13 protein-coding genes are annotated in these 13,691 nt (G+C 72.9%); 8 read left to right on the top strand and 5 right to left on the bottom strand.

Translation table 11 applies throughout. The features are described 5' to 3' along the window. Positions 1-18: 18 nt before the first annotated feature. Positions 19-2,463 (bottom strand): ATP-binding protein, encoded by a 2,445-nt coding sequence (locus VM306_RS08130; RefSeq protein ID WP_325512594.1) that lies wholly within the window; start codon positions 2,461-2,463, stop codon positions 19-21. Positions 2,464-2,592: 129 nt separating this feature from the next. Between VM306_RS08130 and VM306_RS08125 the strand changes: the two genes are divergently transcribed. Beyond that, complete coding sequence (locus VM306_RS08125) at positions 2,593-4,563, top strand: S8 family peptidase (RefSeq protein WP_325512592.1); 1,971 nt, start codon at positions 2,593-2,595, stop codon at positions 4,561-4,563. Between the two features lie 64 nt (positions 4,564-4,627). Here the strand turns inward: VM306_RS08125 and VM306_RS08120 are convergent, their stop codons facing one another. Next, a complete protein-coding gene (locus VM306_RS08120) occupies positions 4,628-5,065 on the bottom strand; it encodes a MarR family winged helix-turn-helix transcriptional regulator (RefSeq protein ID WP_414672350.1) in 438 nt (145 codons plus the stop codon). Between VM306_RS08120 and VM306_RS08115 the strand changes: the two genes are divergently transcribed. After that, positions 5,001-5,834, top strand: coding sequence for an NADPH-dependent F420 reductase (locus VM306_RS08115; protein ID WP_414672349.1), 834 nt, complete (start codon positions 5,001-5,003; stop codon positions 5,832-5,834). The genes VM306_RS08120 and VM306_RS08115 overlap by 65 nt on opposite strands. 35 nt (positions 5,835-5,869) lie before the next feature. Then, positions 5,870-6,847 carry an NADPH:quinone reductase gene (locus VM306_RS08110; protein WP_325512586.1) on the top strand — a complete coding sequence of 326 codons (978 nt, stop codon included), beginning with the start codon at positions 5,870-5,872 and terminating at the stop codon, positions 6,845-6,847. 1 nt (position 6,848) lies between these two features. Here VM306_RS08110 and VM306_RS08105 read toward each other — a convergent pair whose 3' ends face one another. Further along, positions 6,849-7,172 carry a hypothetical protein gene (locus VM306_RS08105; RefSeq protein ID WP_325512584.1) on the bottom strand — a complete coding sequence of 108 codons (324 nt, stop codon included), beginning with the start codon at positions 7,170-7,172 and terminating at the stop codon, positions 6,849-6,851. A 75-nt stretch (positions 7,173-7,247) separates the two neighbouring features. Between VM306_RS08105 and VM306_RS08100 the strand changes: the two genes are divergently transcribed. The 4 genes from VM306_RS08100 to VM306_RS08085 all read left to right on the top strand — a co-directional run bounded on the left by VM306_RS08100 (position 7,248) and on the right by VM306_RS08085 (position 10,900). Further along, the gene (locus VM306_RS08100; RefSeq protein ID WP_325512582.1) at positions 7,248-8,795 is read left to right on the top strand and encodes a helix-turn-helix domain-containing protein; all 1,548 of its coding nucleotides are present in this window, start codon (positions 7,248-7,250) and stop codon (positions 8,793-8,795) included. A gap of 85 nt (positions 8,796-8,880) precedes the next feature. Continuing rightward, positions 8,881-10,140 carry an FAD-dependent oxidoreductase gene (locus VM306_RS08095; RefSeq protein WP_325512580.1) on the top strand — a complete coding sequence of 420 codons (1,260 nt, stop codon included), beginning with the start codon at positions 8,881-8,883 and terminating at the stop codon, positions 10,138-10,140. Between the two features lie 7 nt (positions 10,141-10,147). Then, the gene (locus tag VM306_RS08090; protein ID WP_325512578.1) at positions 10,148-10,351 is read left to right on the top strand and encodes a hypothetical protein; all 204 of its coding nucleotides are present in this window, start codon (positions 10,148-10,150) and stop codon (positions 10,349-10,351) included. A gap of 123 nt (positions 10,352-10,474) precedes the next feature. Continuing rightward, positions 10,475-10,900 carry a GreA/GreB family elongation factor gene (locus tag VM306_RS08085; RefSeq protein ID WP_325512576.1) on the top strand — a complete coding sequence of 142 codons (426 nt, stop codon included), beginning with the start codon at positions 10,475-10,477 and terminating at the stop codon, positions 10,898-10,900. Positions 10,901-10,906: 6 nt separating this feature from the next. Here the strand turns inward: VM306_RS08085 and VM306_RS08080 are convergent, their stop codons facing one another. After that, positions 10,907-11,803, bottom strand: a complete 897-nt coding sequence (locus VM306_RS08080; RefSeq protein ID WP_325512574.1) for a LysR family transcriptional regulator — start codon at positions 11,801-11,803, stop codon at positions 10,907-10,909. Positions 11,804-11,897: 94 nt separating this feature from the next. On the opposite strand from VM306_RS08080, the gene VM306_RS08075 reads away from it, so the two are divergent. Further along, positions 11,898-12,977, top strand: coding sequence for a zinc-binding alcohol dehydrogenase family protein (locus tag VM306_RS08075; RefSeq protein ID WP_325512572.1), 1,080 nt, complete (start codon positions 11,898-11,900; stop codon positions 12,975-12,977). Between the two features lie 2 nt (positions 12,978-12,979). On the opposite strand, the gene VM306_RS08070 is transcribed toward VM306_RS08075, so the two are convergent. Next, positions 12,980-13,624, bottom strand: coding sequence for a dihydrofolate reductase family protein (locus tag VM306_RS08070; RefSeq protein ID WP_325512570.1), 645 nt, complete (start codon positions 13,622-13,624; stop codon positions 12,980-12,982). Positions 13,625-13,691: the final 67 nt, after the last annotated feature.

Below are 13,691 nucleotides of genomic sequence, written 5' to 3'. Positions count from 1 at the left end.
GCACCCCGGCAGAGGTAGCTACAGCGGTTCGTGACCGGCTGCGGCGAGTCCGTCGACGAACGCTGCGAGACCCACGTCGTCGAGGCCACGGCCACGTTCGAGGTGCTCGGTCCACTGATCCGGGCCGAGCACCGCGGACCCCGCCGTGGCCGCCCGGTCCCGCGCACCGGCCACGAACGGCGTGATCTTCTTGCGCCGCAACCGATCCGCCGCTCCCAGCAGCACCGTCGCCGACGCCGGATCACGCGGGCAGAGGTACCGCGCGTGCAGGGTCAGCGCCTCCGCCACCGAGTCGCGGTCGCGGGTCGTGTGACCGAGCGAGGTCCGCAGGGCGCCGGCCAGCTCTCGCCACGCGGCCGGCGCGTCGCCCAACGCGTGCCGGACCACGCTCGCGCGCAGGCGGACCGCGGCCTCGACGCGGTCGGTCCCGTCCTCCCGTGAGGACTCCGCCAGCAGGCGGTCCGCGCGGCGCAGGGCCGCGGACGACGCCGCGGGGTCGGTCAGCGCGAGTGCCGCGGTGGTCTCGGCGAACGCCGCCAGCGGTGTGTGGCCGCCGGCCGTGAGCAGGGGCACGGCCTCGCCGGCCCTGCTCACCGCGACGGCGGGGTCGTCGAGGTCCAGTGCCAGGTGGGCGAGGTTGAACAGCGTGCGGCCCATGTCGAGCGGCGCGGTGCCCGCGCGTCGTTTGGCCGCCAGGGCGGCTTCCAGCTGGCGGAACGCGTCCTGGGGGCGGCCGATCTCCGACGACACCGACGAGAGGTTGTTGAGGACTCGGCCCAGCATCGCGTCGTCGCCGGAGAGTCGTGCGGCGGCGAGGGCGGTGCGCAGGTGTGCCATGGCCTCGCGCGGCTTGCCCTGCTCCACCGCGACCATGCCGAGCAGGCTCAGACCGGCGGTTCGCGTGCCGTGGTCGTCTTCCGGGGTCGCGGCCAGCGCGCGCCGTGCCGTTTCGCCCGCCTCCTCCAGGTCGCCGTGCAACGCCGCCAGCTGGCCCGCCCTGAGCAACAGGACCGGGACACCGCCGGCGCCCACCTGGCTGAGCAGCTCCGCGCCTTCGCCGAGGCGGCCGGTGGACTCGTAGAACAGGACCAGCGCGATCGCGGTGTCGGCGTCGAGCCGGGCGGGGTCCTCGGACGCCGCCCAGCGCACCGCGGCGCGGATGTTGGCCGCGTCGAGCGCGCCGAACGTTGCTCCGCCGCGCAGCTTGCCGAGGTAGTGCGAGGCGATCCGGCCGCGGACGTCGTCGGAGTCACCCGAGGCGGCCAGCTGTTCCTCGGCGAGCTCGGCGACCGTGTCCGGCAGCGTGTACCGCGACGAGTCGCCGTCCGGGGTGATCCGGACCAGGTTGATGTCGACCAGCTCGGTCAGCTCCGCCAGCGACGGCCCCAGGACCGCCTCCAGGTCGTCCAGCCGGACGCCGCCGTCGAACCCTCCCAGCCGGCGGAACGCGGTGCGCGCCTCGGCGGTGACGAGGTCCAGCGTGGCCTCGACCGCCGCGCGCAACGAGCGGTGCCGTGCGGGCAGGTCGCGCTCCCCGTCGGTGAGGTAGCGCAAGCGGTGCGTGAGCCGCTCGGCCAAGTCCGCCGGGCGCATCAACCGCGCCCAGCCGGCCGCCAGCTCGATCGCGAGCGGCAGGTGCTCCACGCGGTGGCAGATGGTCTCGATCGCCGGTGCGGTGTCCTCGTCCGCGTCGAAGGCCGGGTTGGCGAGCCGGGCGCGTCGCACGAACAGCGCGGCCGCCGCCTCGTGCGGTAGTCCTGCCAACGGGAACACCCGCTCGTCGCGCAGCCGCAGCGGCCGCTGGCTGGTGACGACCACGGTCAGGCCGGGACACCGGCGCGGCAGCGCGGCGAGCTCGGCCGCGGCGTCCACCAGCTGTTCGAACCGGTCCACCACCAGCACCACCCGCCGGTCGCGCAGGTGCGCGGCCACCCTGTCCACCGGCGCCAGCCGGGACGGCCCGCAGCCCAGCGCGTCCGCCGCGAGGTCGCCGACCAGCGCCACGTCGACGACGGCGGACAGGTCGAGGGTGCTCACCACGAGATCGGTGCGGCCGGTGAGCAACGCGGCCAGCTCCGCTGCGATGCGCGACTTGCCGACGCCCGCCGGGCCGGTGACCGTGATGAGCCGGTGCCGCGCCCGCAGGACCAGGTCCAGCAACGACCGCAGCTCGTCCGCCCGCCCGAGAAGGCCGCCGTCGGCACTGGGCGCGGACCGGGCGGGCGCCGACTGCGGACGCGCCGCGGCGAGGAACGCGGTGAGGTCGTCACCGGTCAGCTTCAGCGCCGTGGCCATCAGCCGCACCGACTGCGACCGCGGCACCCGCTTGCCCTGCTCCAGATCGCGCAGCGCGCGGTCGCTGATCCCGCTGAGCCTGGCGAGCTGCACCTGGCTGAGTCCGGTGTTCGCCCGGTGACGGCGCAGCAGCTCGGCGAACGGGCTCGCGGCGTTCTGCTGCGTCACCGGGCGACCGTAGCGGAAGTTGACCGGAAACTCCGGCGATTTCGCTCGCCCGCAACCACTCCCGGAGGTCATCGTCGTCCACGGACGTCGGGGGACAAGGTCCAGGTTTCGCAGGGGAGGACGGAATTGGTGCACTCATCGAGACGAAGACGCGGGCTGGTGCTCAGCCTCGCCGTCGCGGCGGTCGCGGCCACGGTGCTGACGACGCCCGCGGTGGCGGCGGAGGGCGAGATCCGCGTGGGGCAGGGGGCGAAGACCATCGCCGGCCGCTATGTCGTGGTGCTCAAGGAAGGCGCCACCGAGAAGGCGCGGACCGCCGAGACCGCGGCGGACGTCGTCACCAAGAGCGGTGGCGGTGACGTGGGGCAGACCTGGCAGCACGCGCTGCACGGGTTCTCCGTCGGGGCGAGCGACACGACGGCCAGGCGGATCGCGGCGGACCCGCGGGTCGCCTACGTCGAACAGGACGCCGAGGTGAGCGTGGACGCCACCCAGCCGACGCCGTCGGCGCTGTGGGGTCTGGACCGGCTCGACCAGATCACCGGCCGGTCCAACGGGCAGTACGTCTCCAGCGGTTCCGGTGCCCGCAACGTGCACGCGTACGTGATCGACACGGGCATCCGCACGACGCACGTCGACTTCGGCGGCCGTGCGAGCTGGGGCACCAACGCTTCGGGGGACGGCAACAACACCGACTGCAACGGTCACGGCTCCCACGTGGCGGGCACCATCGGCGGTGCCACCCACGGAGTCGCCAAGGCCGTGCGGCTGGTCGCGGTCAAGGTCCTCGATTGCACCGGGTCGGGCACCACCACCGGCGTCATCAGCGGTGTCGACTGGGTCACCCAGAACGCGGTGCGCCCGGCCGTCGCGAACATGAGCCTCGGCGGCGGGGCCAGCGCCGCGCTGGACGCGGCGGTCGAGGCGTCGATCGCCTCCGGCATCACCTACACGGTCGCCGCGGGCAACTCGAACCGCGACGCCTGCACGACCTCGCCCGCCCGGACGCCGAACGCGATCACCATCGGTGCCACCGACCGCGACGACGTGCGGCCGACCGACTGGCCGAGCGGGGGCAGCAACTTCGGCAGCTGCGTGGACCTCTTCGCGCCCGGCGACGACATCACGTCGGCGTCGAACACGAGCGACACCGCGACGAGGGTGCTCAGCGGAACGTCGATGGCCGCACCGCACGCCGCCGGCGTCGCCGCGTTGTACCTGCAACGCCACCCGAACGCCTCGACGACCACCGTCTGGTTCGAGATGGCCTTCGTCGGGTCCAGGAAGGACGTCGTCGTCAACGCCGGTGCCGGGTCACCGAACGCGCTGCTCAACTCGCGCTACACGTTCGGCGGTCCGGACGGCGACTACAACGACGACCAGAGCACGGACACCACGGTCTGGCGTCCGTCGACGGGCCAGTGGTTCGTGCGCAACGTCAGCACGACCCAGTGGGGTCAGCAGGGCGATGTCCCGGTTCCCGGCGACTACAACGGCGACGGCGTGTCGGATGCCGCGGTGTGGCGTCCGTCGACGGGGCAGTGGTTCGTGCTCAACCAGTTCACCGTCGCGTGGGGCCAGCAGGGCGACGTCCCGGTTCCGGGTGACTACAACGGCGACCAGATCACCGATGTCGCCGTGTGGCGTCCGTCGACCGGACAGTGGTTCGTGCACAACCAGTTCACGCAGCAGTGGGGTCAGCAGGGCGACATCCCGGTGCCCGGCGACTACGACGGCGACGGCGCGACGCAGGCCGCCGTGTGGCGTCCGTCCACCGGAACCTGGCACTACATCGGGATGTTCGGCGTCGTCGTGTCCGTCCCATGGGGACAGAGCGGTGACGTCCCGGTGCCTGCTGACTACGACGGCGACGGTGGCTTCGACTTGACGGTGTGGCGTCCGTCGACCGGCCAATGGTTCGTCCACGGCATCAGCTCGACGCAGTGGGGTCAGCAGGGCGACATCCCGGTGCCCGGTGACTACAACGGCGACGGGGTGGGCGATCTGGCCGTCTGGCGTCCGTCGACCGGGCAGTGGCACGTGCGCAACCAGTTCAGCGTCGCCTGGGGTGTGCAGGGCGACAAGCCTCTGGCCTCGTAGGCCGGCTTTCCGACGGGGTCGTCTCCGGAACCTTCCGGAGGCGGCCCCGTCCGCTGTGCGCCGGTCAGCCCTCCAGCCACTCCGGCCGGGTGGCCGAGGCCGGGTCGAGCCGTTCGAGGACGCGCTCGTAGGCATCACGCAGTTGATTCAGCTGTGCTGGGTCGAGAGCGTCCACGACCAGCTCGCGAACGGTGGTGACGTGACCGGGCGCGGCCTGCTCGACGGCGGCCATGCCCTCGGGCGTGAGGACCGCGCGGCTGGCGCGGCGGTCGTCGGGGTCGGGCTCGCGGCGCAGGAGACCGCGGGACTCGAGGCGCTTCACGACGTTCGACAGGCGGGACAGCGACGAGCTGGTGAGCTGCGCGAGGCGGCTCAGCCGCAGGGTCCGGTCGGGAGTCTCGGAGAGCATCGACAGGACGTGGTACTCGAAGAACGACATGCCGGCGTCGCGTTCGAGCTGCGCGTCGAGCGTCGCGGGCAGCCGGGTCAGCACGCGCACCATCTGGAGCCAGGCGAGGCGTTGCTCCGGGGTCAGCCAGCGCGGGGTGTTCGAGGCCGGGGTCACACCACCAATTTACTTGACGCTTGAACCAATCGCACCTAGCCTCAGGACAGAAAGTTCAAACTTGAACTATTTGGAGGCTGTCATGCGCGTCGCGATCATCGGTGCCGGGAACGTCGGAGCCGGCCTGGCGGAAGCCGCCACCACCGCGGGTCACGAGGTGACGGTCGTCGCCGCGCACCAGGAGAACGCGGTCGAGGTGGCCGGGAACGTGGGCGCGAAGGCCGCGGCGACCGCGGCGGAGGCGGCGCAGGGCGCGGACGTCGTGGTGCTGGCGGTGCCCGCCGGTGCCGCGGCCGGTGTGCTCCGCGAGGTCAAGGGCGCGGGCGCGGTCGTCGTCGACGCCACCAACCCGTTGAACGACACCTTCAGCGACCTCACGACCGGCGGAACGAGCCACGCCGAGCAGCTGGCGGCCGGTGCGCCGGGCGTGAAGCTCGTGAAGGCGTTCAACACGGTCTTCGCCTCCCGCCTGGGCGCGCCGAGCGAGGACGGCCGGCCGCTGGACGGCTTCTACGCCGGTGACGACGACGCGGCGAAGCAGGTCGCGGCGGACCTGCTGGCCTCGCTGGGCTTCCGGCCGGTCGACGCGGGCAGCCTGCGGATGGCGCGGTCGCTGGAGGAGCTGGCGTTCCTGAACATCAGCCTGAACGCGCGCAACGGCTGGACGTGGCAGAGCGGCTGGCGCCTCGCCGGCCCGACCGCCTGAGCAGGACGATCCCGCACCGGCTGAAGAGGAGCACCATGTTCGCGTCCTGGTACGACCGGCAGGGTTCCGCCGCAGACGTCCTGCGGACCGGCGAGCTGCCCGACCCCCGGCCCGGCCAGGGGGAGGTCAGGGTCGCGGTGCGGCTGTCGGGGGTGAACCCCGGCGACACGAAGAAGCGGCGCGGCTGGCTGGGGTCGGAAATGCCGTTCCCCCGAGTAATTCCGCACAGCGACGCCGCCGGCGTGGTGGACGCCGTCGGCGAGGGCGTCGACAAGAGCCGGATCGGCCAGCGCGTGTGGGTCTACGGCGCTCAGTCCTACCGGGCGTTCGGGACGGCCGCGCAGTACGCGGTGGTGCCCGAGCACCTGGCCGTGCCGTTGCCGGACCACGTGGGCGACGAACTGGCGGCGAGCCTCGGCATCCCCGGGATCACCGCCCACCGCACGGTGTTCGCCGACGGCCCGGTCGACGGGCGGACCGTTCTCGTGCACGGCGTGCTCGGCGGTGTCGGGTCGTTCGCCGCGCAGCTGGCACGGTGGGGTGGCGCGACCGTGCTGGGCACGGTGACCAAGGCGCGAGACCTGGACCTCGTCGACCCCGCGGTCGTCTCGCACGCGGTCGCCCTCGACGATCCCGATGCCGCGAGGGCGATCCGGACCACGGCGCCGGACGGCGTGCACCGGATCGTCGAAGTCTCCTTGTCGGACAACGCGGACCTGGACGTCGCCGTGATCGCCGGCGACGGGATCATCGCCGCGTACGGCACACGGGCCGACCGCACGGAACTGCCGTTCTGGCCGCTGCTCTTCGCGAACGCCACGGTGCGCCTGTTCGGCAGCGACGACTTCCCGGCCGCGGCGAAACGGGCGGCGGCCCGCGACCTCACCGCCGCCGCCGCGGTGGGCGCGTTGCGCGTCCGGGTCGGCCAGGTGTTCGGCCTCGCCGAGATCGCCGCGGCCCACGAGCGGGTCGACGCCGGTGGCGGTGGTCGCGTTCTCGTCACCGTCGCCTGAGCTACTCGAGGAACTCCGTGAGGCAGACGGCCTTGTCCGGCCGGCCGGAGGCGAGGTCCTCCCGCCGGACGAGGAAGCGCGCGGCGTGGACCACGTCCGGCTTGAACTGCGCGGTCGAGCCAGCCGGGGAGCCGAGGGAGGCGAAGAGCGGCAACGCCGGTGAGCCGGCCGACAGCCGGGGCCGTCCACCCAGTTGCCCGACCGGAGCGCCGTCGGGGTGCCTGCCCGTCCAGATCGCGAAGCGCAGGAACCCGGCGAACCCGCGGACCTCGTCCTCCGGGACGTCCTGCTCGGCGGCACGGCGGAACTGCCCGTGGAGATCCATGGCGGTGACGATCGCAGGGCCGTGCCGCACGGCTTCGTCGTGCGGTGTCGTGGCGGTGAGGCAGAGTGATCGCTCATGGTGAGGCTGGATCGTCTGGTCAACGTGCTGGGCGGGTACGGGGTCCGGTTGTGCTGCTGCCCGGTGTCGCGGTCGGCCGAGCTGCGCGGCGTGGTGTTGCGCGATGCCGCGGACGACCGCGCCGAGGCCGGCGACGTGTACCTCGCCGTCGGTGCCCGGTCGGTGGTCGAGGCCGTGCGCGCGGCGGTGTCGGCGCGTGCCGTCGTCGTGCTCGTCCGCAGCGGTGAGGAGCTCCTCGCGGACGCCGTCGCGGTGGCGGAGGCCGGGGGAGTCGCGGTGATGCTGGCGGATCCGGCCCTGTCGTGGAGCCAGCTGGCGGGGGTCGTCTACGGCCTGGTGCTGGAGGGCAGGGAGACCGAGTCGGGGCGGGGGCCCACCGACCTGTTCGCGCTGGCCGACAGCCTCGCCGCCACCACGGGCGGCGCGGTGACCATCGAGGACCGGCTGTCGCGCGTGCTCGCCTACTCGGGTCCGCAGCAGGAGGTCGACGCGGCACGGCTGGAGACCATCCTGGGCCGCGAGGTGCCCGCGTGGGCGCGGGAGCTCTTCGACGCCGCGGGCGTGCGGGCCCACCTGTCGACGTCCGACGAACCCCTCTTCGTCGCCGGGGAACCCGCGCGCGGCCTGACCGGGCGGATGGTGGTCGCGGTCAGGGTGGGCAGGGAGCTGCTCGGCGCGGTCTGGGTGGCCTGCCCGGCCCCGCTGGAAGGTGCCCGGCGCACCGCGTTGACCGATGGCGCCCGGACCGTGGCGCTGCACCTGCTGCGATCGCGGGCCAGCGCCGACCTGGAACGCCAGGTGGAGTCGGAGTGGGTGATCCGGCTGCTGGAGGGCACGGCGGACGCCTCGACCGTGATCAGCCAGCTCGGGTTGCCACCGGGGCCGGCCAGGGTGGTCGCGCTGCGCGCGCACGTCGGCGTCGAGCGGCACGCGGCCGTGCTGCTGGCGTTCGAACAGGCGACCACCGGGTTCGGCTGGTCGCGACCGGGACGCAGTGCCCTGTCGGGCACGAGCGTCTACACGATCCTGCCGGGCGAGCGGGTCGACGCGGCGCGGGACTGGCTGGGGGTGCTCGAAGCGGCGTTGCCCGGCGACGTCACCGTGTCGGCGGGGATCAGCGCCGTCGCCGAGCCCGCGGACCTGCCCGCGGCCCGCCAGGAGGCGGACGAGTGCCTGGCGTTGCACGAGATGCGGACCGGTGACGCGGCCCCGCCCGCCTACGACGAGTCGTGGGACGAGATCCTGCTGCAACGGCTGCGCACCGCGGCGCGCGTCGGCAGGGCGCCCGCGCGCGGGCCGGTGGCGGACCTGCGCAGGCACGACAGCGACCACGGCACGGACTTCGTCGCGACGCTGCGGGCCTGGCTCGAGGCGCAGGGCGACCTGGCGGCGGCGGGTGAGCGGCTCGGCGTGCACGGCAACACCGTGCGCAACCGGCTGCGGAAGATGACCGAGGTGACCGGCCTCGACCTGGACGACCCCGCCAAGAGGGTCGCGATGATGATCGACCTCGCGGCGACGGTGTCGGAATCCGACAACCGCTGACCCCGCGATTGTGGGAAACGGACATCCGGTTCGTCCCCTGTCCCCAGCATCCTGGCCTCAGGAGAAGCGATGACAGGAGGCAGGGATGGACGGCGTCGAACGCCTCGATGGCGGTCCGCGCTCGGCGGTGGTCGTCGGGGCGGGTGTCGTGGGGTTGTCCACGGCGTGGTTCCTGCAGGAGCGCGGCGTCGACGTGACGGTCGTCGACCGGACCGGGGTCGCGGCCGGCGCGTCATGGGGCAACGCCGGGTGGATCGCACCCGGACTGGCCATCCCGCTGAACGAACCGGCGGTGCTGCGCTACGGACTGCGGTCCCTGGTCAATCCGGCGGCTCCACTGCACATCCCGCTGACCGCCGACCCGAAGCTCTGGTCGTTCCTGCTCCGGTTCGCCGCCCAGTGCCGGTGGCCGTCGTGGACCAGGGCGGTGAAGGCGAACCTCCCCCTCAACGAGGAGAGCATCGAGGCCTACGACGTGCTCACCGCCAACGGCGTCGACGCTCCCACCGCCGACGCCCCGATCACCGCGGCCTTCACCTCCGCCGGTCAGGCGCGGAACCTGGTGCGAGAGCTGGAACGGCTTGCCGCGGCCGGGCAACCGGTCGACCACACCCGACTGTCCACAGCGGACCTGACCGAGCAGGTCCCACTGGCGTCACGGGCACTCGTGGCTGGTGTGCGCATCGACGGGCAGCGGTTCGTCGACCCCGGCGGCTTCGTCCAGGCGTTGGGTCGCGCGGTCGTCGCTCGTGGTGCCACGATCCATTCGTTCGAAGCGGTCGACGTTTTCGCGGAACGCGCCGGTGTGGTCGTGAAAGCGAAGGACGGCAACACTCTTTCCGCCGACGTGGCGGTGGTCGCCACCGGCGCATGGCTGCCGGGGCTGGTGGCACGCGCGGGTGTGCGCACGCCGGTCCGTGCCGGGCGCGGGTACTCGTTCACCGTGCCCGTGCGGAAGCCGGTCCACGGCCCGGTGTACCTGCCGGAGGTGCGCGTGGCGTGCACGCCCTACCAGGGTGGCCTGCGGGTCGCGGGCACCATGGAGTTCCGCGACCCGGACGCGCCGCTGGACGAGGCGCGGGTGGACGCGATCATCGCCTCCGTCCGGCCGTTGCTGGACGGGGTGTGGTGGGAGGACCGCACGGACGTCTGGGTGGGTCCCCGCCCGGTCACCCCGGACGGACGAGCGCTCATCGGCGCGACCAGGACACCGGGCGTGTACGTGGCCGGCGGGCACGGCATGTGGGGCCTGGCGCAGGGGCCGGTCACCGGACGGCTGCTGGCGGAGCAGATCACCACCGGCAAACAGCCCGGCGCCCTGCGCGAGTTCGACCCGCTCAGGTGACCCCCACGTGGACCGCACCCAGGAACCGCTGACGGGCGAACCGCTGACCGGTGAACCGCTGACCGGTGAACCGCTGACCGGCGACGAGCGAACCGAACTGGCGTGGCTGCGCAAGGAGAACGAGTTCCTCCGCGTGCAGCGCGACATCCTCCTGAGCGTGGCCTCCGGCTACGCCCACGACTTCGAAGCGGTGCTCCGCCGCCCTCACTGACCCTTTTCCTGCCCGTGCGGGTCGTGGGCCGGTCGAACCCGGCCTGCACTGGCGCCCCGCCGTCAGGGCGGTACCTCCCCTCCGCTCCGTCCTGACGGCACCTACTCCTGCCATGGAGGCGACATGACGAGCACGACCCCGCGTGTGTGGCTGTCACCGCAGGCACACCACCGGCTCCGCAACGAACTGGCGGCACTGCTGGCACCGGCGCGCGGCCGGCCCGACGACGAGAACGGCGCGCGGATCCGGCAGATCAACAGTCTGCTCACCAACGCGATCGTGGGCGAGGACCCTCCGGACGACGGCGTCGCCGAACCCGGCATGGTGCTCACCGTCCGCTTCGACGACACCGGCGAGACCGAGACGTTCCTGCTGGGCGCACGCGGCGCGGAACACGGTGCGATCGAGGTCTACTCGCCGGTCTCCCCGCTGGGGGCGGCGTTGAACGGTGCCCGCAGGGGAGAGCAGCGCGCCTACCGGACACCCAGCGGCACCACGGTCCGCGTCACCCTGCTGAACGCGGTGCCCTACGGGCAGGCCGGCGTCTGACGCGGTTCAGGACCGCGCGGCCGACGTGATCGCCTCGGTGACCGCCGCGATCGCCGGTGTGGCCGCTCCGGGAAGCCGGGCCACCAGGACCCGGCGGATTTCCGGCGGCGCGCCCTCGACCCGCAGCGCGACCACGCCGGGAGGCAGCATCGGCGCCAGCTGCTCCGGAATCGTGGTGATGCCGAAACCACCGGCGACGAGGTGCAGCTTCGTCAGCCAGTCGCGTGCGCTGTGGACGATGCGCGCTCGTCCCGGCAGGCCCGGCCAGACGCCGAGCAGCGGTTCGGAGGTCGTGGAGGGCGTGGCGATCCACGGCGCGTCGACGAGCTCGTCGACGTGGACGGAGGTACGTCCGGCGAACGTCCCGGTGGCGCAGGCCGCGACGAGGAGCTCCACGTCCTGGACGGCCGTGACGTGCAGGCGCGGCGACTCGCCGTCCGGTGGCCGGTGCGGTGGTCGGGAGGTGAGCACGGCGAGGTCGATCGACCCGGTGCGCAACGCCCTGGCCAGGCCGGGGGTGGTGCCTTCCCGTGTCGTGACGCGGATCCAGGGCGCTGTCGTGGTGAGCCGGGCCAGTGCGGCGGGCAGGACCACGGGACCGGCGCTCAGGATCATGCCCAGCCGCACCACCTCCGCGCGCGGTTCGCCGGACAGGTCCCGGCTCGCGGCGTCGACGGAGGCCAGGATCGTGCGGGCGTGGCGCAGCAGCGTCAGTCCTGGCGGCGTGAGCCGCACGCCGTCGGGCCGCCGTTCGAACAGGGTGGCGCCCGCGCTGCGTTCGAGCGCGATCGCCTGGCGGGAGACCGCCGACTGCGTGTAGCCCAGCTGCGCGGCGGCCGCGGTGAAGCTGCCCGACTCCGCTATCCGGCACAGCACCCGCAGGCTCGCGCTCGACACGTCCATGCTGACCAGGCATACCAGAGATGCCAGATCTTCGCTTCCCGCATGGCGGCTCCGTTCCTAGCGTGGAGGAGGAACAGACAGAAGGAGTTCTTCCGTGCTAGCAGCGACATTGACGGCGTTCGGCTCTCCGCTCGCCGTGCAGGACGTGCCCGGCCCGCAGGCCGGAGGCGGTGAGGTGGTCGTCGAGGTCCTCGCGACCTGCGTGCCTCCATACGCGGCCGAGGTGTTCAGCGGCGAACGGCGCTACCCCCTCGAACCGCCGGTCGTGCCAGGCGTCGGAGGCGTCGGCCGAGTGGTGTCGATCGGTCCGGATGCGACGAAGCTGAACGTGGGCGACCTCGTGTGGTGCGACTCGACGGTGCGCGCCCGTGACGACGCTCTGACGCCGGACATCACCTTGCAGGGCTGGAGTTCCCGCGGCGAGGGCGGCGCACGACTGGCCCGGTACCTGCACGACGGGTCGTTCGCCGAACTGATGCGCGTGCCCACGGAGAACGTGTACGCGCTCCCCGCGCACGCCGATCCCGTGCGGTGGTCGGTGCTGAGCGTGTACACCATCCCCTACGGCGGACTGCTGGCCGGCGGGCTGGAGGCGGGGGAGACGCTGCTGGTCAGCGGCGCGACCGGCAACCTCGGCAGCATCGCGGTGGCCGTCGCGCTCGCCATGGGCGCCGGGCGCGTGGTCGTGCCCGGCCGCAACCGGGAGGTGCTCGACCTGCTCGGCGACCGGTTCGGCGCACGGGTGAGCCCGGTGGAGCTCAGCGGGGACGAGGACGCCGACCGCGCGGCGATGGTCGCCGCCGCCGGCCGTCCTGTCGACGTGGTGCTCGACCTGCTGCCGCCCCAGGCGCCCAGTTCGGTGGCACGCGCGGCGGCCATGACCGTGCGCGAGTACGGGCGGGTCGTGCTGATGGGCGGCGTCGGCATGCTCGGCGGCGAAGACCTGGCCCTGCCCTACCCGTGGATCATGCGCAACTCGGTCACCGTGCGCGGGCAGTGGATGTACCCGCGCACGGCGAACACCGGCATGATCCGCCTCATCGCCTCAGGCGTCCTGGACCTCGCCGCCGAGCAGATCACCACGTTCGGCCTCGGCCAGGTCAACGAAGCCGTCACCCACGCCGCCGCGCACGGAGGACCCTTCGACCGCACCGTGCTCACACCGGCGGCCTGACGTCACTTCCGCCAGAACAGGTGGTGGGTCACGCCGCTCGAGCTGGGCACGACGTCGACGTGGAACCGGTCGAGCAGCTCGTCGGGCGTCTTCCACAGCGGCACGCCGTGCCCGAGCTCGACCGGCGACACCGCGACGTGCAGGGTGTCGATGAGATCGGCGTCGAGGAACGACCGGATGGTGGTGGCGCCGCCGCCGATCCGGACGTCCTTGCCCTGCGCGGCCTCCTTGGCGCGCTCCAGCACGTCCGCGGGGTCGCCGTTCACGAAGTGGAACGTCGTGTCGGACAAGGTGAACGACGGCCGTTCGTGGTGGGTCAGGACGAAGACCGGCGTGTGGAACGGCGGTTCGTCGCCCCACCAGCCCTGCCAGTCGTGGTTCTCCCACGGGCCGCGGTGCGGGCTGAACTTGTTGGCACCCATGATCTCCGCGCCGATGTTGTGCGCGAAGTCGCGGGTCAGGTAGTCGTCGAGGCCGCGGCTGCCACCGGGGTCGGTGCGGTTGGGCCAGCTCGCCGTGGCACCCGCCCACGCGAACAGCGCGCCGGGGTCGGCGTGGCCGAACGGCCTGTCGAGGGTCTGGTCCTCACCGGCGCCGAACCCGTCCCGCGACACGACGAAGTTCTGGACCTTCACCAGCTGGGTCATGGGGGCTTCCTTCCGCTCTGGGGCGATGGGTTGACCGCGGCGGCCGTGTGAACTCATCGGTCCCCGG

It is taken from the genome of Lentzea sp., from assembly GCF_035525475.1.
GTDB lineage: Bacteria > Actinomycetota > Actinomycetes > Mycobacteriales > Pseudonocardiaceae > Lentzea.
Note: the sequence above shows the minus strand (reverse complement) of the source record. Positions and strands in the feature narration are given on the sequence as shown.

Excerpts from the sequence above, each read along its gene's own strand:
- VM306_RS08105 (WP_325512584.1), bottom strand. The coding sequence starts at position 7,172 with ATGGATCTCCACGGGCAGTTCCGCCGTGCCGCCGAGCAGGACGTCCCG.
- VM306_RS08085 (WP_325512576.1), top strand. The coding sequence starts at position 10,475 with ATGACGAGCACGACCCCGCGTGTGTGGCTGTCACCGCAGGCACACCAC.
- VM306_RS08115 (WP_414672349.1), top strand. The coding sequence starts at position 5,001 with ATGCCGGCGTCGCGTTCGAGCTGCGCGTCGAGCGTCGCGGGCAGCCGG.
- VM306_RS08095 (WP_325512580.1), top strand. The coding sequence starts at position 8,881 with ATGGACGGCGTCGAACGCCTCGATGGCGGTCCGCGCTCGGCGGTGGTC.
- VM306_RS08100 (WP_325512582.1), top strand. The coding sequence starts at position 7,248 with ATGGTGAGGCTGGATCGTCTGGTCAACGTGCTGGGCGGGTACGGGGTC.
- VM306_RS08080 (WP_325512574.1), bottom strand. The coding sequence starts at position 11,803 with ATGGACGTGTCGAGCGCGAGCCTGCGGGTGCTGTGCCGGATAGCGGAG.
- VM306_RS08070 (WP_325512570.1), bottom strand. The coding sequence starts at position 13,624 with ATGACCCAGCTGGTGAAGGTCCAGAACTTCGTCGTGTCGCGGGACGGG.
- VM306_RS08110 (WP_325512586.1), top strand. The coding sequence starts at position 5,870 with ATGTTCGCGTCCTGGTACGACCGGCAGGGTTCCGCCGCAGACGTCCTG.
- VM306_RS08120 (WP_414672350.1), bottom strand. The coding sequence starts at position 5,065 with ATGGTGCGCGTGCTGACCCGGCTGCCCGCGACGCTCGACGCGCAGCTC.